Source organism: Neobacillus niacini (assembly GCF_048572935.1).
GTDB classification, from domain to species: Bacteria; Bacillota; Bacilli; order Bacillales; family Cytobacillaceae; genus Neobacillus; species Neobacillus niacini.
The window spans coordinates 5,478,778-5,497,256 of the sequence record NZ_CP183883.1; the positions used below are offsets into that span (position 1 = coordinate 5,478,778).

Genomic DNA, 18,479 nt, shown 5'->3' on the forward strand with positions numbered 1-18,479 from the left:
TAGGCGATAACATACGATACCATATCTACGAATGCCTATTTTTAACATATATTCGCTTATAAATGAGGAGTGACTATGCCCCCAATCACAATTATTCCTATAGAAGCAGGAAGCAGAACTGACATTTTTGCTCAGATGTCCTCGCAACTGTTCAAACTACTGAGACTTGATGAACACCAAATCAAAATTTCTATAGGAAAAAAAATGGTGAATGTAACGATCCAAACAGTCGAGATGAAACCTAATGAGATTCATTTCCCTGAGTATCTATTTCAACAATTTTCCTTACCCATTCAACCATATAAATTTCTCGCTATATATAAAAAAGACATGAATTTACTTTCTTTAGGTCCAATCATTGGTTTAGTTACAGATTTTAAACATAAAGGAAATGATGAACCCCATTTTGGTTCGATCCATAACTTTTGTGAAGAACTTCATCACGGGATAACAGATAATGGCGGATTTCTATATGTATTTTCCTATCCAAACTTTTCTGTTCAAGGTTTTTATTTTGACGCTGGCATTTGGAAACCTGCAGAACTCCCTCTGCCAGATGTAATTTATAATCGCATTCACTCCCGAAGGTTGGAATTTGGTAAAGAGTATCAGCTATTTCGTCAAACGCTTGCAGAGTTATGTATTCCTATTTTTAATGATCGCTTTCTTTCGAAATGGGAGGTTCATGAGCACTTAATTCATGAAAACCATCTTCATTCTTATATACCTGATACAAATATTTTCACAAAAGATAATCTGACTTCCTTTGCAGAAAGGTATGAAACCATTTTTATTAAACCTGTCCATGGAAGCCAGGGTAGAAATATTTTTAAACTACAAAGAGAAAACAATCTTTTTTCATTAGAATCATCTGTTACATTACCACTAGAAAAAAAACAAACAATCCTTTCTTTTGAGGAGATATATCGGCTTCTAAGACCTTTACTGAACAATCGCATCTACATTATTCAACAAGGAATCTCCCTTCTTACTTACCAGTCTAGAGGAATGGATTACCGAGTATTGTGTCATAAAAATCATCAAAACAACTGGGATGTTACTTCGGTGGTTGCACGGATTTCCGCTGAAAATGAGTTTGTATCGAATATTGCAAGGGGCGGGGAAATCATGACTCCAATAAATGCCCTAAAAGAGAACATGAGCATTAGTAACGCAAAATCGATCATATCTCAAATGAAAGATTTAGCCATTGAAACGGCCTTGATTATTGAAAGAAAAACACCTGGAATCACGGGAGAACTAGGAATCGATATTGGTCTTGACCAAGATGGAAAGCCCTGGATTATAGAAGTAAATTCAAAGCCTTCAAAAAACTTTGAAGATGGCCAAATGAAAATACGACCATCTGCCAAGGCAATTATTCAGTTTTGTACAAAGCTTGCATTAGATACAACCTCAGAAATGGAGGATTCATAGATGATACCCTTTGGAATTATGACCTTAAACATAGAGAGTGAAGCATCATATATTCATGAGATTGCAGCACGCAGCCACTCCTGCGGCATGGTGTGTTATCACTTTCTTCCCTCTTCTATTAATCCACTGACCAAGCTGGTTCAAGGGAGACGCTTTTGTGAGACGAAACAGCGCTGGGTCGATGATCAATTTCTAATTCCCTCCCTTATCTATGATCGCTGTTTTTATGGAGATGATGCACATTCAAAGCAATGTATCCCGATTGTTTCTTGGTTAAAAAGCAGAGATGATATTACTTTTTTGGGCTTTGGCCTTCCTAACAAACTAGCATTATATGAAACTTTGTCCAGCTCTCGATTAGCTCCCTACCTACCTCATTCAGGTTTAATCAAAGATTGCTCACAAGTAATATCTGCCTTAAACAAACAAAAAAAGATTATTATAAAACCCATTAATGGATCTCAAGGTTACGGGATTTATTATTTAAGGAAAAACGATAAAACCATCCATGTGAAAACCGAAAAGAATAAAAAAATTATCTCTAGAATATTCCCAAATGAAACGAAACTGTTTCAATGGCTGCAGCTCCTGATTAATTTCCGGCCATACCTTATCCAGCCGTACCTTGAATTATCAAATACTGTATCACAGCCATTTGACATTAGAATCCTGCTGCAAAAGGATGAACAGGGGGTCTGGCTAGAACGCGGGAAGGGAATTCGAATCGGAAATACTGGAGGTATTCTTTCAAACTTAAGTGCTGGAGGCTCAGTGTTGGACTTCACTACCTGGTCCTCCACTTTATCACAAGTCAGCAAAGAATCTATTTGCTCGGAGCTGCATTTTATCACCACCAATCTCCCGCATATTCTTGAAAAAGAAATTTCACCATTATTTGAAATAGGAATAGATATCGGTGTGGCGAAGAATGGTGCCCTTTGGATTCTCGATGTGAATTCAAAGCCAGGAAGAAAAGTAGTTTTAAAAACAGATCAAGATTTAAAAGAAACCTTATTCTTTGCACCACTTCTATATGGAAAATACCTATTTCAATCCGATAGTAAAGAAAGGAAGAGCCACTATGAGAAAACGCTATACCATTGAAATAGCAGATAACAGCCATTTAGTTGTATATTGCCCTCAAGAGCTCTTACAGGATAAGGTTATTAAGAAAATTGCTTTTGGATCAAAAGCTATTGAAGTTGACTTTAGACCTCACCGTATGAAGAACAATTGTATTGTTATCAGTAATGAGGTAAAAAAACAATTACTCTTTCCTGACTTTTCCCTAAAATTGCATGTATTTATTGAGGATTCTGTTCTCAATGTGGGGCCGCTAGTTGGAATATTTACTGCAGGTTTCACCCCATTCCCCCACCGGCCAATAGGAGACAGAACTAGTTTTTTCTCAAAATTATTATCGGTTAAAGCAAACGTTGGGGCGATTCCGTTTGTTTTTGGAGAAAAGCATATCAATTGGGATACAGGGACCATTAGCGGGTATGTTTATCATGATCACAATTGGGACAGTATTGAGGTGCCTTTCCCAAACGTTATATACGACCGACTGCCAAATCGAAAAAGTGAAAGAAACCCCAAACTGGCAAAAGTGAAAGAAACTTTACAAAGAGACTATCTTATTCCATGGTATAACCCTGGCTTTTTCAGTAAACTGGATATTTATGAGAGATTACAGCAGGATCATTTAGTCACTAGATATCTCCCAGAAACACACCCATTTACTTCCTTTTCAATGATTGAAGACATGCTTTCCAAATATGGTCATATCTATTTAAAACCAATTAATGGAAGTTTAGGATTAGGAGTACATCAAATCCTTTATGATAAAGTCCAAGACGAATATTACTGTCGCTATCAAGACCGCGAGGGTGTCAATCGTCTACGGAAGTTCTCCTCCTTAGAAGGAATGTTTAAAACCGTTCTCGCAAACCGTAATCTAGACAAAATGATTGTGCAGCAAGGAATCCATTTATTGCGGCATGAACAGCGGCCAATAGACTTTCGGATACACACAAACAAAGATGATAAAGGTGTTTGGCATGTCACTGCATTGGCTGCAAAAATAGCAGGACTTGGAAGTGTAACTACCCATTCCCGAAATGGCGGGGAAATTAAAACCCTTTCTGAAATTTTCCAACCTGAAGAATGTAATCTTTATAAAGAAAAGCTGGAAAATGCTGCACTTCTGGTAAGTAAAGCAATAGCAAACAACATGGAAGGCTTTATCGCCGAGATTGGTTTTGATTTAGGAATTGATAAACACGGTGATGTTTGGTTATTTGAAGCAAATTCCAAGCCAGGGAGATCGATATTCAGTCATCCAGAGTTAAAGGATTTCGATCAACTTACATGTAAATTATCGCTGGCGTTTGCAGTTTTTTTGACTGAACAATCTATCCTTTATCCCGAGGAAATTATCAAATGGTAATGAACCGTTCATGGAGCAATAGAAAAACACCCGTTATCGGTATTTTGACTGCACGGAAGAAAGATGGATTGATTGCTGGGAATGGCACACTTTTTATGGAACTTCAAAAAAAGCTTATTTCACTTAATGGAATAAGCTTTATCTTTACACTGGATGGAGTCCACCAAGAAGCTATTGATGGATTCATATTTAATCCTGAAAGAAATGGATGGGAGAAGATTACCACTCCTTTTCCCGATCTTGTTTATAATCGAATACCCTTTCGAAGGTCAGAAGAAGAACTAAAAAGGAGTATGTTCTTTGCTTCCTTAAAAGAAAAAAATATTCCCTTTTTTAATCCTGGATTTATTGATAAATCTGAGCTCTATCACCTCTTTAAAAACCATCCCTATCTTCATACCTTCATACCAGCTACCATACCAGCCAATCATAAACAAATGCTTTCTGCCTTTTTATCTCACCATCAATCAATATACTTAAAACCTTCTCGGTCAGCTAGAGGGAATGGGATTTTTAAATTAGAACTAGATACGGAGAAAAAAATACAAATAAAAGGATTAATAGAAAATCATGAATTCATCTCATTCGATTATTTTTGGGAAGAGTGGGAAAGCAAGCTATTGGAAGATAACTATTTGGCTCAAGAGGAGATAAAGTCCATTCTTTATGAAGGAAAAAGAATCGATTTTCGTATTCTGGCACATGCCGAAAATAATCATTATAAGGTGACTGGAATCGGAATCAGACAATCCCAAAAACAGGATATCACCACTCATATTCCTTCAGGGGGAAGACTTTTGCCCTATGAGCTGTTACAGAATGAGGAATATGATCTCTTATTCGAAACACTTGTCCAATATATCGGTGCTTCACTATCTGAAACGTTTGGCTTTTTCGGTGAATTTTCCATTGATATGGGAATTAGTCAATCAGGGCAGTACTATATTTACGAAGTAAACTCAAAACCGATGAGCTTTGATGAGACCGACATTGAAGAAAGAAAAATTGAACACCTTTGTCAGCTGTTCCTGGAATTAACCGGCAAAAATAAAGACTGAAAACTTTTACTGGAATGTATTCCTAATTTCCCGTAATCTAGTAGTAATCACTAGTATGTAAGGGAGATGTAGCCGTTGCTGACACACTTTCAATTTAAGCCTTTATTTGAAAATAAGAATATTCCAGGTTGGAATTTTTCCTTTTACTATAAAAGACAAAGATACTCAGGTATCTATCACCAAACCGGAAAAATCGAATGGACAGTGAATACTCCCGAACAAGATGACATTGAAACATTAACCAGCCAAATTCATGAATTAATGCTATTTCATGTATACGAATAATCCCTGGCCTGAATGAAATATCCCCCTTTCCGCAAACTAATAAAAACAGGAAAGGGAATGGTCATTGTGGAGGAAAAAAATAACGTTCAGGCAAAAACAGATTTGCAATATGAAGGAAAAGACAAGGTCTATTTAGATATTGACAGAATGATAAATGAAGGATTATCAGGCGGTTCAGTCCATGCCCGTCACGATACTGCCAATATAGAAGAGGCAAGAAATCTGACAGAAGAAGAGCCTCCATCTAAAGTAAATGAATAAGCAGAAAAAGGCTGACATGTTAACATCTTAACGAGTCAGCCTTTTATAATTTAAGCAGGATTAATGTTATAATTAGTGCATTATTCTAAAAAATAGGAGAAGTTAATCTTGTTAAAAAATCTCAGGACCTTATATAAAAATTCAATATTATATACTGAACAGCCGCAACATACTTCCGATCAATTTTACATATTCTTTGACGAATCCGAAAAAAACTGGCTTGCCATACCAAAATCAACTTTATCTGAAAAAGAATATAACCTTCTTCAAGTACTATATGAACAAGTGGAGTTTTCGTACAAGCCCTTAACCACACAATCAAGAAAATGGCATGATTTTCTTCTATTAAATGGGCCCGTGCCCTCACTTAGTACCGACAGTAATTTTCGATTCATTCAGTTCCATATTAAAGGTCTTGGAGTTGACCCGACAGAAATTGAGCCCGCAATCAAAGGTTTTTTTTCAGATGAAGTACAAATTATTTGGGAAAATGGCCATACTGGGATTGTGATTGAAGAGAGAAGACAATTGTCCCTCACAGAAAGTGAATTAACTTCCATGGCAGATACGCTAGAAAGTGATTTTTATGTAAAGATATCTTTTTATTTCGGAAAAGTTTACCCATTCTCCAGTCATTTACGTACGAACTTTTTACAAGAAAAAGAGTATTTTGATTTCGCTAAAGAAAATCTTGAACATACCAATATTCTTACCTTTGAAAAGATTTTTCCGGCTTTTGTAGCATTCAATCTTCCTGAATACATGAAAGAAAAAATTAATATGGAGCTTTCCTCTGTATTCTCAGAAGATCTTGAGTTATATACAACAATAAAAGTCTTCCTTGAAAATAATCTGAATGCTAGTTTAACGGCAAAAAAGTTATATATCCACCGTAATACACTTCAGTATCGGATTGATAAATTTATTGATAAAACAGGAGTACAATTGAAAGACTTTTATGGAGCTTTTACCGTCTTTTTAGCATGCCTGCTTTTTGAACAAAAGAAATAGAAATTGGGATAGGACACAATGCACAAAATTTTCTTTAGGAACTTTGTGCATTGTGTCCATATTTTTTGTAAACCTTTTCATTTAAACTTAAGTTAATCAAATCAGGGAGGTTTTACACAATGGCTGAATTAAAATTAGATCACATTTATAAAATCTATGACAATAAAGTAACAGCGGTTACAGACTTTAATCTACATATTCAAGATAAGGAGTTTATCGTATTTGTAGGTCCGTCTGGCTGCGGTAAATCAACAACTTTACGTATGGTTGCCGGTCTTGAAGAAATTTCAAAAGGTGACTTTTATATTGACGGTAAAAGAGTAAATGATGTAGCTCCTAAAGATCGTGATATCGCAATGGTATTCCAAAACTATGCACTATATCCGCATATGACGGTTTATGATAATATGGCTTTTGGTCTAAAACTTCGTAAATTTCCGAAGGATGAAATTGATCGCCGTGTAAATGAAGCAGCTAAAATCCTAGGATTAGAAGCTTACCTAAAAAGAAAGCCAAAGGCTTTATCCGGTGGTCAACGTCAGCGTGTTGCCTTAGGACGTGCGATTGTCCGTGACGCGAAGGTATTCTTAATGGACGAGCCTCTTTCAAACCTTGATGCGAAACTTCGTGTAGCCATGCGTGCTGAAATCGCTAAGCTTCACCGCCGTTTAAACACAACGACTATTTATGTAACCCATGACCAAACAGAAGCAATGACAATGGCTTCTAGACTTGTAGTTATGAAGGATGGAATTATCCAACAAGTGGGAACACCAAAAGAAGTATATGAAAAGCCTGAAAACGTATTCGTTGGCGGATTTATCGGTTCTCCTGCAATGAACTTCTTCAACGGAAGACTTGAAGATGGTAAATTTGTAGCTGGCAAAACTTCTATTGCAGTTCCTGAAGGTAAAATGAAGGTCCTTCGTGAACAAGGTTATGTAGGAAAAGAAATTATCCTTGGTGTTCGTCCAGAAGATATCCATGATGAGCCTGTATTTATTGAAGCATCTGCTGGTACAAAAATTACCGCAAATGTTGATGTAGCTGAATTAACTGGTGCAGAATTAATGGTTTACTCTAGTATCGACGGTCAGGACTTCGTTGCCCGCCTAGATTCAAGAGCTGATATTCACCCAGGAGATAAATTAGATCTTGCATTTGATTTAAATAAAGGTCACTTCTTTGACGCTGAAACTGAGTCCCGCATTCGCGTGGCTAATGAATAAAATAGATTAAGGTCCTGCATATGCGGGACCTTTTTTGTATTGCTATTCTTTAATAAAGATGACATCATCGTTATGACAGGATGGACACGTATACAGGTGGGGGCATTTTTGCCCTGAATTCGTGTCGGGAAATCCGTCCTCCATTTTCATTAAATCAATTTCCATGTATGGACTGTAGTCATCATAAAAATCAATAAGTCTTCCGCTATCCAACATTTGTTCCCCGCAATGCGTACACAATAGATACATTTCACGTAAACCATTACATATTGGGCATATTGACATTTCCATTCACCCTTTTATTTTTTGTATGAGGTTAGTTTGCGTTACTACGACTCCACTATGTAAAGGTAAAAATTACCATAAAAATAATCGAATAAGCAGTCCGATTTTAATCATAATAAATATTACAAAGCAAGCAACACCGCAAGCCGCAACATTAAATCAATGGGTTACCAAGTGAAAAAGAATTCGCTTTTTCACAACTAAAGGGTCTAAAGCCGGTGCAAGTCCGGCTAACCCAGCCACACAAAAAGAAAGTATGAAGTAGCTCCACTATCTTATAACTTACAAGATGGGTTAGGCCATGGTGGCAATGGTTAGCATAACCATAATGGTTCAATTCCATACTGACCCCAAAATTATTAAGAGGAGTGTTATTCAACTATGGCTAGTAACAACAACTCTAATCAACTTTTAGTACCAGGCGTTCAACAAGCACTTGATCAAATGAAGTACGAAATCGCTTCAGAATTTGGTGTAAACCTTGGAGCAGACACTACTTCACGTGCTAACGGTTCTGTCGGAGGAGAAATCACTAAGCGTCTTGTAGCAATGGCAGAGCAACAACTTGGCGGATTCCAACGCTAATTTTAAGTAAAACATTGTAAAAAATTAAATAATATGGCTTAAGCCCCCTCCACTCTCGGAGGGGGCTTTCAATGTCTTAGATCATATTTTCAGGTTTAACCCATTCATCGAATTGCTTCGGGGAAACATATCCTGTTTTTACGGCTGCTTCCTTTAACGTACTATTTTCTTTGTAGGCAAGCTTTGCAATCTCTGCAGCCTTTTCATATCCGATATAGGGATTTAACGCTGTAACAAGCATTAACGATCGCTCCACATGCTGTTTCACTACTTTTTCATTTATTTCAATTCCAATCGCACATTTTTCATTAAAAGAACGAATGCTGTCTGTTAATAGGGATAGCGATTGAATGAAATTATAAATAATGACCGGCTTAAAAACATTCAATTCAAAATTACCCTGGCTAGCTGCAAATCCGATCGTCGCGTCATTTCCAAAAACCTGGCAGGCAACCATTGTTAATGCTTCACTTTGAGTGGGGTTTACCTTACCTGGCATAATGGAACTTCCCGGCTCGTTGGCTGGTATGATTAATTCACCTATTCCACTGCGAGGCCCGCTTGCCAGCCATCTGACATCATTGGCAATTTTCATTAAATCTGCTGCCAGAGCCTTCAATGCACCATGTGCAAAAACAATTTCATCATGACTCGTTAAGGCGTGAAATTTATTGGTTGATGTCTTAAACGGGAAACCCGTTAACGCTGAAAGCTGTTCCGCCATTTTTTCTCCAAATTCACGATGGGCATTAATTCCAGTACCAACCGCGGTACCGCCAATTGCAAGATTGAGTAAATAGTGGCTTGAATCTGCAATCATCTTTTCTTCCTTCTCAAGCATAAACCTCCAGCCGCTTATTTCTTGACCAAAAGTTAACGGGGTCGCATCCTGCAAATGGGTTCTGCCAATCTTTATTACATGCATAAATGCCTTTTCCTTTTTTAATAAAGTGGCTTTTAGCTCCCCAATAGCAGGCATTAAATTCTCCGTAACTTTTAAGTAGGCAGCGATATGCATGGCAGTTGGGAAAGTATCATTCGAACTCTGCGACATATTTACGTCATCATTTGGATGAACTTTCTCCTTACTTCCTTGACCTATAAACCATTCGTTTGCCCGGTTAGCAATCACCTCGTTTACATTCATATTCGTTTGGGTCCCGCTCCCCGTCTGCCAGACCGCAAGAGGAAAATGTCCGTTATATTTTCCTGAAAGGATCTCGTCGCAAACCGAAACAATGGCTGTCATTTTACTTTCAGCCAATTTCCCTAATTGGTGATTAACAATAGCTGCAGCTTTTTTAATTAGTGCTAACGCATGGACAACTTCAATCGGCATTTTTTCGTTGCCAATATTGAAGTTGTTAAGGCTCCTTTGTGTTTGTGCACCCCAAAATTTATCAGCCGGTACCTTAACCTCACCAAGTGTATCTTTTTCGATTCTACTATTTTCCATGTATGATTCACCTCACTATCATATGTATTCCCAATAAATAAAAAAAAACTACAGACATTTGTCTGCAGTTTAATGTTTTACGATCATATAACCAATATAATATGAAAGAATTAAGAAACTACCAATTACATTAACAATTGAAAAGTCTGTCATTATATCCCACCCCTTTAATGATGTAGACCTTAAACATATTTAAATTATCATAATAAAGGGTATTTACCTGTGATAAAAATAACAGTTTATCACTAAAATATTGAATATTTTATGAACAATCATCCTGCGAGTCCGGCACTGCCTTTTTGGAGTTGATACATTTGATAGTATTTGCCTCCGAGAACCATCAATTCTTCATGTGAACCACGTTCAACTATCTTTCCACGGTCCAACACAAGTATTTGATCAGCATTTCGAATGGTTGATAACCTGTGTGCAATAATAAACGTCGTTCTCCCTCTTTTTAAGACATCCATGGCTTCTTGGATAACGGCTTCGGTTTCAGTATCTATGCTTGACGTGGCTTCATCTAAGATTAAAATAGCTGGATTAAAAGCTAGGGCCCTGGCAAAGGAAACTAACTGGCGCTGACCACTGGATAAAGTACTTCCTTTTTCGATTACTGGTTCATCATAACCATTTTCTAAGTTTTTAAAGACCTTATCTGCTCCAACATCCTTTAACGCCTTTTCTACCATTTCTCTCGTTATCAATGGATCACTTAAACTCACATTGGAGGCAATCGTACCCGTAAATAGATATGGATCCTGTAAGACGATACCCATATGATTACGAATCGTTTGACGTGGAATGCTGACAATATCCTTTCCATCAATCAAAATTTTACCCTTTTGACAATCATAGAAACGGAAGAGCAAATTCATGATTGAGCTTTTTCCAGATCCAGTGTGTCCTACGAGGGCTACAGTCTGCCCTTGTTTAGCCTCAAAGTCAATATCTTTCAACACAAACTCGCCATCTTTATATCCAAATGACACATGTTCAAATGTAACATTACCATCAAATCGTTCCATTCTATCTGAACTTACATTCTCACCTGGTTCATCCATAAGTTTAAACACTCTTTCACCAGCCACTAATGCGGCTTCCAAGTTGGCTAATTGATTGACAATCCCCTGTACTGGCTGAAAAAGACGATTAATATAATCCACAAATGCATATAGCACACCTAGCGAAATAACGGCAGCAGGATTTAATGATAACCCGCCAAAATACCATATGAATGCAACAAACACGATATTTCTAAGAACTCCCACTAAATTATGAGAAGTTAAAGCATTCAAGCTTAATAATTTATTTTGATAAGTAAAATGTTCCGTATTAAGTTTTTCAAATTCCGTTTCTGTTTCCCTTTCTCTCCTAAATGCTTGAATAATACTCATACCGCCAATAGATTCATTAATGGTCGCATTGATATCACTTATCCGAGAACGAATAACATGATTGTAACTTGAGGCAAACTTCCGATAAACTAACATCCATCCGTAAAGGATTGGCAATAGCATTAAACAAATGGCTGCCAGCTTCACATCCAAGATAAAAAGGGCAGCATATATACCCGTAATATAAATCGCACTGGTAAAAAATTGGGCAAGAACGGTTACATATAGTTCACGGATTGCTTCAGTGTCATTGGTAATCCTGGCAACCACTTTTCCGGCTGGAAGATTATCAAAGTATTGGATTGGAAGCCGTTGTATCTGACCAAAGACATCCTCCCGCATTTTTTGGATGATTCGATTTGCTGACTTCTGAAGTAAAAAGCGCTGACCATATTGGAAAATCGCTGAAATGACTAATAAGCAAAAATAAATGACCAACAGCGTAATAATACCCGGTATCTCCAACTCATAAAACGCCATCAGTTCTTTAGTTGTAAGGACTTGTGCGTTATATTCCGCTTTTTCCGTTCCCTTTTGAACCGTTAACACACCTTCTCTAAAGGTTCTTTTCCCATCAAATTCAAGATTTCCTTCTACAATGACAAACCTTGGCCCAACCTGCAAAATTCTTACTTCTTTCCCCTTTTCTTCACCGTTTGAGAAGTTCTTTTCCTTTTTATAAAATTGTCCATTATATGCTGCAGTGTTTTTTCCACTAGATGTTTCATACCAAACAGATTCAATACCTAAAATATGCTGGTCAATAATATTTTTCGCAATGAATGGACCTGCTAAATCAGTAACAACGGAAATGGACAGCATAAATAGTGCTGCAAAAATGATTTTTTTATAGTTTAATGCATATTGCATTAATCGCCGGCCTGTATTCATGCTGTCACCTCTTCTTCTAAATTATTTTCCACTTGTTGGCGTAAAAATTGCTCTTTATACCAGCCATCATTTGAAAGCAGTTGTTCATGTGTTCCTGCTTCAATTACTTTTCCATCATCGAAAACGAGAATTCGGTCTGCATGCTCAACCGCTGACATTCGGTGAGTTGTGATAATCGTGGTTTTGTCTTTTCTAATCTCACGAATATTATCAATAATTCTCTTTTCTGTTTTAGCGTCAACGGCTGACAACGAATCGTCTAGTATCAAGATGTCAGGATTTTTTATTAACGCTCGCGCAATCGATATTCTTTGTTTTTGACCGCCGGAGAGCGCTACACCTTTTTCACCCACCAGCGTTTCTAATCCTTCCGGGAGCATCTCTAAATCCTTTCTTAGAGCTGCTAAATCAATCGCTTTTTCCAATTCTTCACCTGTTGCCTCCGAATTCCCAAATAGAATATTCTCTTTAACACTTTTTGAAAAAAGAACATGATCTTGAGGCACATAACCAATCCATTGACGAACTTGATTTAGTGTCTGCTCTTGTAGAGGTACACCTGAAATAGACAGTTCACCGGTTCCAAGAGGATATTGTCGTAATAACTGTTTAATCAGTGTTGTTTTCCCGCTGCCTGTTTTTCCGACAATCCCCAACGTCTGCCCTTGAAGCAATTGTACAGAAACATTTTTTAAATTATCCTCCTTTGAAGATGGATAGCGAAACCGTACCTCTTTAAAATCGATTCTGTCCGGTGTTTCCACTGTAACTGGCTTTGCAGGATTCTCAACGGTTTCCTGAAAGGCCAATGTTTCATTTACCCTGTCCAGGGACGCATTTCCTCTTTGCATGATATTAATTAATTCACCTATCGCAAACATTGGCCAGATTAACATTCCTAAATAAACATTAAAGGAAACAAGGTCACCTAAGGTTATTGCCTGGTTAAAGACTAAAAATGCACCATACCCAAGACCAATCATGTAGCTTATTCCAACCAGTATTTTTACTGTTGGGTCAAATAACGAGTCAATTCTTGCTACTTTTATATTTTTTTGAAAGACATCTTCTGTTAGTTGGTGGAACCTTCTGCCATCGGCCTCTTCTTGAACATAGGCACGAATAACCCTTACACCCGCAACTGATTCTAAAACCCGATCGTTTAATTCCCCAAATGCATCCTGAGCTTCCATAAAGCGCTTATGAATTCTATTTCCATAAATTTGCATGATATAAGCCATAATTGGCAATGGAAGGATTGCAGCAATGGTTAATTTCCAGCTAATTAATATCCCCATCGTAATAATTAGTGTAAGCATCCAAACACTTGAATCTACCAAGGTTAATATCCCAAAGCCGGCTGTGGTGGAGATTGCCTTTAAATCATTTGTGGCTCTTGCCATTAGGTCACCCGTTCGATTTTTTTCATAAAATGTTGGCGACATTTTTAACAAGTGCTTCATAAATCGTGATCTTAACTTCCTTTCGACCAGGAAAGCTCCACCGAATAATTTATACATCCACACATAGGTGATTCCATATGAGAAAACCATTATTAAAATAAGATAGCCTAGGTATTTTATGATTTTGCTATTTTCCATAACACCAAGATGAATATCATCAATTGCCATCCCGATTAATTTAGGCGGAACAACGTCAAGAATCCCAACTAGAATTAATAACGATACAGCAATTAGATACCGCTTCCAATATTCTTTAAAAAACCAACCCAATTTCTTTAAAACCGAAAACATCCCATTTCCCCCCTTGTAAAAAAAAAGAGACATACCACACAAGAGTGCAGTATGCCTCAGAAACTAAAAAAAGAGACAAAAAAACACACGTTACGTATAAAAAAGAACGCAACCTGTGTTTTGATTATCAATGAATTAAAATAGACTCACTTAAAAAAAGTTATTAGGGAGCAGGTTACATTCGGATATTCAGTTGCTGATAAAGTTCTGTGTAAAACAATCATTTTGTAACCCTCCTTTTCCTTTTTTTACATCCTTTGTTAGATTATCACCAGTTTATTTATATGTCAATTCCTATTTTTCAGAATTATCTCAATCAGCCCTTTTTCGAAAAATCTTTCGAACAAATAATAAATAAAAAAGTGTTGGCATTGGAGCTTGAATAAGACCAACGATTCCCCATAACCAATAATTGTGATTGCGTTTCCTCGCATCTAAAAATAAATAGATACTTTGCAGTAAAAGAATAGCAGCAACGAGAATAATCACAGTGGGTGATAAGTCTTGAGTCATTGATTCCTCACCTTCTTACGAAGCCCATTAATGGTGTAGAATGCCACAAAAACCGGAGTAACGATTTGAATGAAGAGAAAAACGACTGGCATTTGATAGAAAGAAACAATGATTCCACTTAATATCAATAATGCGATGATAAGAAATAACGATAATTCTTTCATTAATTTTTTTCTGCTCTTTTCCTTTTCGGTTACTACCATATTTTCAAACCATTGTAAATCCGGAGTATAGACAGGGAATTGATCAACCTTGCTTAACCCATCTTGCAGTTTGTGAATAGCATCCAAGTCATGATTATTTAGTTGTTCGTTGTCGAGTATGACGACCTTCTGTTTCTTCACCTAGTTTCAGCTCCCTTCTTACCGCCAAAATCCCATTATGAACTCTTGATTTCACCGTTCCCGAGGAAATTTTCATCCATGCACCAATCTCATCATATGAGTAGCCATAATAATGCTTAAGTACAATAGGAACTCGAACGTCTACTGGTAATCGCCCTAATGCTTCCAACGCGTCGTTCCATTCCTCATTCCGGCTTTCAAAATGCCATTTTAGCTTACGATAAACTTCTTCTTGTCCTTTCCAATTAGATTCTCTCTTTTGCTTTCGGCATTGGTCGATATAAGCATTAGTGGCAATTGAAATCAACCAAGTGGAAAATTTACTTTGACCATTATAGAGATGAATTTTTTGTATACATTTCGCCATGGTTTCTTGTGCTAGTTCCTCTGCAATATCTGGATTCATTGTAATCTTCATTAAATATTTTACAAGGAACGGATAATTTTCTTTAAACAACATGGCAAATGCAAGATGATCCCCTTCTTTAGCACTTTTAACCAACGGATCCATCACACTTGTCCTCTCTTTCCCCCATCTACCCTTTAATTCTGTCTATGTATAAGACGTGAAAGTGCCAATTTCGTTCATTATTTTGGTGAATAATTAAAATTCTATCACAAAAGGCACGAATTTCTTCGTGCCTTCCTGTTAATGATTCATGTTTGGACCTATATTTCTCCAACGCTTTTCCCACTTTTCTTTTTGCTTTCTCCACCTATCTTCCCATTTACTTGAACCCTTTTTAAAATGTTCATCAAGTGATTTTCGGTTCTGTTCTACCTCTTCCTTCTTTTTCATCAATATGTCAATGTGCGGCACTCTAAAACTACTAGGGGGTAACCCTTGTAATGCCTCTTTCATTACTTCGCGAAATACGATAGCAGCTCCCGCTCCGCTTGTCGTTTTTAGATAATGTTTTTCATCTGTTTTATCATAGCCCACCCACACTGCTCCTACAAGTTGCGGTGTATAGCCAACAAACCATTGGTCCTTTACCCCTTTAACTCCTTCGATTGGTACTTGTGTTGAACCAGTTTTCCCAGCAATTTCTCTTCCAGTAATTTGTGCGCTTTTTCCAGATCCATGTTCAACAACTCCAAGGAGCATGGTATTAATGCGATCAGTCACAGCTTTTGAAGTGACCTTTTCCTTTTTTTCCTTCCACGCAGAAACTATATCACCCTGTGCATTAACGATCTTTTTAATTACATGAGCTTTCATTCTAACCCCATTATTAGGGAAAACAGAATATGCCTCAGCCATTACAAGCGGTGATACTCCTTGTTCTAATCCACCTAATGCCAGTGAAAGATTACGATCACCTTTTTGTAAGGGAATTCCAAAGCGTCTAGTGGAAGCCACTCCTTTTTCTATCCCTATTTCATTTAATAACCAGACTGCTGATACATTCTTAGAATCCTTCACAGCTTCGTACATCGGTACTTCTCCACTATATTCATAATTATAATTTTTCGGCTCATATTCGCCAAAGCTCATTGGTTCATCCTTTAACATATCTGTTATTTTCCAGCCAGCTTCGAGTGCAGGTGTAAAAACTGCAATCGGTTTAATAGAGGAACCAGGCTGTGCTTTTAATTGCGTGGCACGGTTATACCCTCTAAAGGTATGTTCCCCTCGACCGCCTACAATTGCCCGGATTCCACCTGTTTTTGGATCGAGTAATATCCCGCCGCTTTGGACCACCTGGTCTGATCCTCTTGGAAATAAATCATCTCTTTGATAGGTTTTCTCCATTGCATTCTGCATAGCAGGGTCGAGTTCAGTATAAATTTGATAACCACCTGTTAATAATTCATCCTGTGATAAATGATAGACATTTATCGCTTCTTCAAATACTTGATCCACATAATGCGGATACTTCCCTCGGAAGGGATCACTCCCTTTATTATTCAAGACTACTTTTTCATTTATTGCTTCTTCATATTGCACTGTTGATATGTAGCCTTGATTCTTCATTTGAGATAGTACAATATCTCTCCTCTGGGTTGCTTTATCTAAGTGACGATAGGGATTTAGTAAAGAAGGCGCTTTTATTAGACCTGCTAGTAAGGCTGATTCGCTAATCGTAAGATCCTCTACCTCTTTGGCAAAATAATTGCTGGCTGCATGCTTAATCCCCCATGCACCATCACCAAAATAGATTTGATTTAGATACATTTGAAGGATTTCTGATTTACTGTATTGCCTCTCAATTTCAATAGCTAAAAACACTTCATCTATTTTTCTTTTCAGAGTTTTCTGGGAGGTGAGTAAAGTATTCTTTGTTAATTGCTGGGTAATTGTACTGCCTCCTTCTACCATTCCACGAGCTTTTATGTCCCGTATGAGTGCTCTTGTAATACCAAGATAATCAATACCATGGTGTTCATAAAATCGACGGTCTTCTATCGCAATCACTGCATTTTTCATTGAGTCGGGTACCTGATTAATCGAAATACCTTCATTTTTATTCGCAGATACTTTACTTGCAACCTCACCATTCAAATCATAAAATACAGTTGCCTGGGGAAGTTCATTCTTTAGTGAAGAAATATCTGCATCCATGGAATAAGCGTACACAATACCAAGAAAGCCCAAAACTAAAAGAGATAACGATAGAACCAATACCTGGTTCATATGCCATCGCTTCCAATTATTCACTACCTTTTTCATAATTCCTCCTTAATCATAATACGGAATGAATGACATTATTTTCTTTTTCCCAAAAAGGGGAAAAATTAACCAATTTAATGGATATAAAAAAGAAAAGCATTCGACTAGAAAATTCGAATGCTTTCCTTTATTCATTCTTGGTTAATTCTTTAAAGCGGATTTTGGATTGCTTTTCATCAAAGCTGCTGTACACTCGATAGTGTTTTTCGTCCAATATCCGGAAATGTTTACTAAGAATATTCTGCTGGAGAATAAATCCGTTCTTTCTCGAGATTTGACGCCACCAAATTCTCCCTCCAAAGGTTTTCATACCTCGATAATCTATTCCTTCGCGTGCTACAGTTTCCAGGACCTCGAGTGGTTCATTTCCAAATAAAAATTGAACGGTTTCCGTTTCTCTAAATAAAGCACAAATGGTGACAACCGTAGACCAGCCTGCTTGCAATCTTCCTTTTTCTATTTGAACCAAGGTTTTCTTTGAAACACCAATGATTTCTGCCATTTTATCCTGGGTATATCCTGCTTCTGTACGAATTAATCGTAGTTTATCTGAAACTAGCTTAATAATTTCATCCCTTTTCAATTAAAAACCCTTCCTTCAAAACACCTATTAGTGTAATTTTACACAAGTTCTATCATAATGAAAAGAAAAAAACTGCTATCTTTAAATCGATAGCAGTTTCAGGACTTATTTAGACGGAATTCCACATTGACTTTGACTAGAGCAAGATTTTTCGAGGTCACATGCAGCACATTTCCCTTTTTTAGATTTATTTACAAACTTAACTAATGCCCAAGTGGCATAACCAAATATTGCAGCGCCAATGATGATATTCGCTATCATACAGTA

Annotated in this window: 19 protein-coding genes; 9 read left to right on the forward strand and 10 right to left on the reverse strand. The window is 37.2% G+C overall.

The annotated features are described in order from the left end of the window. Positions 1-75: 75 nt before the first annotated feature. The 8 genes from ACN6MT_RS26915 (at position 76) to ACN6MT_RS26950 (ending at position 7,730) form a co-directional block, all read left to right on the forward strand. Positions 76-1,437: a YheC/YheD family protein gene (locus ACN6MT_RS26915; protein ID WP_419888775.1), complete on the forward strand. Its 1,362-nt coding sequence runs from the start codon at positions 76-78 to the stop codon at positions 1,435-1,437. Further along, on the forward strand, positions 1,438-2,541 hold the full coding sequence (locus tag ACN6MT_RS26920) for a YheC/YheD family protein (protein WP_419888776.1): 1,104 nt from the start codon (positions 1,438-1,440) through the stop codon (positions 2,539-2,541). Next, positions 2,519-3,886 (forward strand): YheC/YheD family protein, encoded by a 1,368-nt coding sequence (locus ACN6MT_RS26925; protein WP_419888777.1) that lies wholly within the window; start codon positions 2,519-2,521, stop codon positions 3,884-3,886. Before ACN6MT_RS26920 ends, ACN6MT_RS26925 begins: the two co-directional genes overlap by 23 nt. Beyond that, positions 3,880-4,944, forward strand: a complete 1,065-nt coding sequence (locus ACN6MT_RS26930; protein WP_419888778.1) for a YheC/YheD family protein — start codon at positions 3,880-3,882, stop codon at positions 4,942-4,944. Before ACN6MT_RS26925 ends, ACN6MT_RS26930 begins: the two co-directional genes overlap by 7 nt. Positions 4,945-5,019: 75 nt before the next feature. Continuing rightward, a complete protein-coding gene (locus ACN6MT_RS26935) occupies positions 5,020-5,229 on the forward strand; it encodes a YheE family protein (protein WP_034675245.1) in 210 nt (69 codons plus the stop codon). Positions 5,230-5,286: 57 nt separating this feature from the next. After that, positions 5,287-5,490, forward strand: a complete 204-nt coding sequence (locus ACN6MT_RS26940) for a hypothetical protein (protein WP_157411767.1) — start codon at positions 5,287-5,289, stop codon at positions 5,488-5,490. Positions 5,491-5,598: 108 nt separating this feature from the next. Further along, positions 5,599-6,501, forward strand: coding sequence for a PucR family transcriptional regulator (locus ACN6MT_RS26945; RefSeq protein ID WP_419888779.1), 903 nt, complete (start codon positions 5,599-5,601; stop codon positions 6,499-6,501). 119 nt (positions 6,502-6,620) lie between these two features. Continuing rightward, the gene (locus ACN6MT_RS26950) at positions 6,621-7,730 is read left to right on the forward strand and encodes an ABC transporter ATP-binding protein (RefSeq protein ID WP_034675251.1); all 1,110 of its coding nucleotides are present in this window, start codon (positions 6,621-6,623) and stop codon (positions 7,728-7,730) included. A 42-nt stretch (positions 7,731-7,772) separates the two neighbouring features. Here the strand turns inward: ACN6MT_RS26950 and ACN6MT_RS26955 are convergent, their stop codons facing one another. Next, positions 7,773-8,015, reverse strand: a complete 243-nt coding sequence (locus ACN6MT_RS26955) for a hypothetical protein (RefSeq protein ID WP_419888780.1) — start codon at positions 8,013-8,015, stop codon at positions 7,773-7,775. A 381-nt stretch (positions 8,016-8,396) separates the two neighbouring features. Here ACN6MT_RS26955 and ACN6MT_RS26960 point away from each other — a divergent pair, with 381 nt between their 5' ends. Then, positions 8,397-8,600 carry an alpha/beta-type small acid-soluble spore protein gene (locus tag ACN6MT_RS26960; protein WP_034675254.1) on the forward strand — a complete coding sequence of 68 codons (204 nt, stop codon included), beginning with the start codon at positions 8,397-8,399 and terminating at the stop codon, positions 8,598-8,600. A 76-nt stretch (positions 8,601-8,676) separates the two neighbouring features. Here the strand turns inward: ACN6MT_RS26960 and fumC are convergent, their stop codons facing one another. From fumC to ACN6MT_RS27005, 9 genes are all read right to left on the reverse strand, one after another. Then, the gene (gene fumC / locus ACN6MT_RS26965) at positions 8,677-10,056 is read right to left on the reverse strand and encodes a class II fumarate hydratase (RefSeq protein ID WP_419888781.1); all 1,380 of its coding nucleotides are present in this window, start codon (positions 10,054-10,056) and stop codon (positions 8,677-8,679) included. Between the two features lie 272 nt (positions 10,057-10,328). After that, complete coding sequence (locus ACN6MT_RS26970) at positions 10,329-12,344, reverse strand: ABC transporter ATP-binding protein (protein WP_419888782.1); 2,016 nt, start codon at positions 12,342-12,344, stop codon at positions 10,329-10,331. Further along, positions 12,341-14,098 carry an ABC transporter ATP-binding protein gene (locus ACN6MT_RS26975; protein WP_419888783.1) on the reverse strand — a complete coding sequence of 586 codons (1,758 nt, stop codon included), beginning with the start codon at positions 14,096-14,098 and terminating at the stop codon, positions 12,341-12,343. The genes ACN6MT_RS26970 and ACN6MT_RS26975 overlap by 4 nt, the downstream gene beginning before the upstream one ends. Before the next feature lie 312 nt (positions 14,099-14,410). After that, positions 14,411-14,611 (reverse strand): hypothetical protein, encoded by a 201-nt coding sequence (locus ACN6MT_RS26980; RefSeq protein WP_063253234.1) that lies wholly within the window; start codon positions 14,609-14,611, stop codon positions 14,411-14,413. Beyond that, complete coding sequence (locus ACN6MT_RS26985) at positions 14,608-14,955, reverse strand: YxlC family protein (protein WP_419888784.1); 348 nt, start codon at positions 14,953-14,955, stop codon at positions 14,608-14,610. Before ACN6MT_RS26985 ends, ACN6MT_RS26980 begins: the two co-directional genes overlap by 4 nt. Beyond that, positions 14,909-15,466 carry an RNA polymerase sigma factor SigY gene (gene sigY, locus ACN6MT_RS26990; protein WP_063253236.1) on the reverse strand — a complete coding sequence of 186 codons (558 nt, stop codon included), beginning with the start codon at positions 15,464-15,466 and terminating at the stop codon, positions 14,909-14,911. Before sigY ends, ACN6MT_RS26985 begins: the two co-directional genes overlap by 47 nt. A gap of 138 nt (positions 15,467-15,604) precedes the next feature. After that, the gene (locus tag ACN6MT_RS26995) at positions 15,605-17,629 is read right to left on the reverse strand and encodes a transglycosylase domain-containing protein (RefSeq protein WP_419888785.1); all 2,025 of its coding nucleotides are present in this window, start codon (positions 17,627-17,629) and stop codon (positions 15,605-15,607) included. A gap of 127 nt (positions 17,630-17,756) precedes the next feature. Further along, positions 17,757-18,212 (reverse strand): helix-turn-helix transcriptional regulator, encoded by a 456-nt coding sequence (locus tag ACN6MT_RS27000; RefSeq protein WP_063253238.1) that lies wholly within the window; start codon positions 18,210-18,212, stop codon positions 17,757-17,759. 105 nt (positions 18,213-18,317) lie between these two features. Beyond that, on the reverse strand, positions 18,318-18,473 hold the full coding sequence (locus ACN6MT_RS27005; protein ID WP_063253239.1) for a FeoB-associated Cys-rich membrane protein: 156 nt from the start codon (positions 18,471-18,473) through the stop codon (positions 18,318-18,320). Positions 18,474-18,479: the final 6 nt, after the last annotated feature.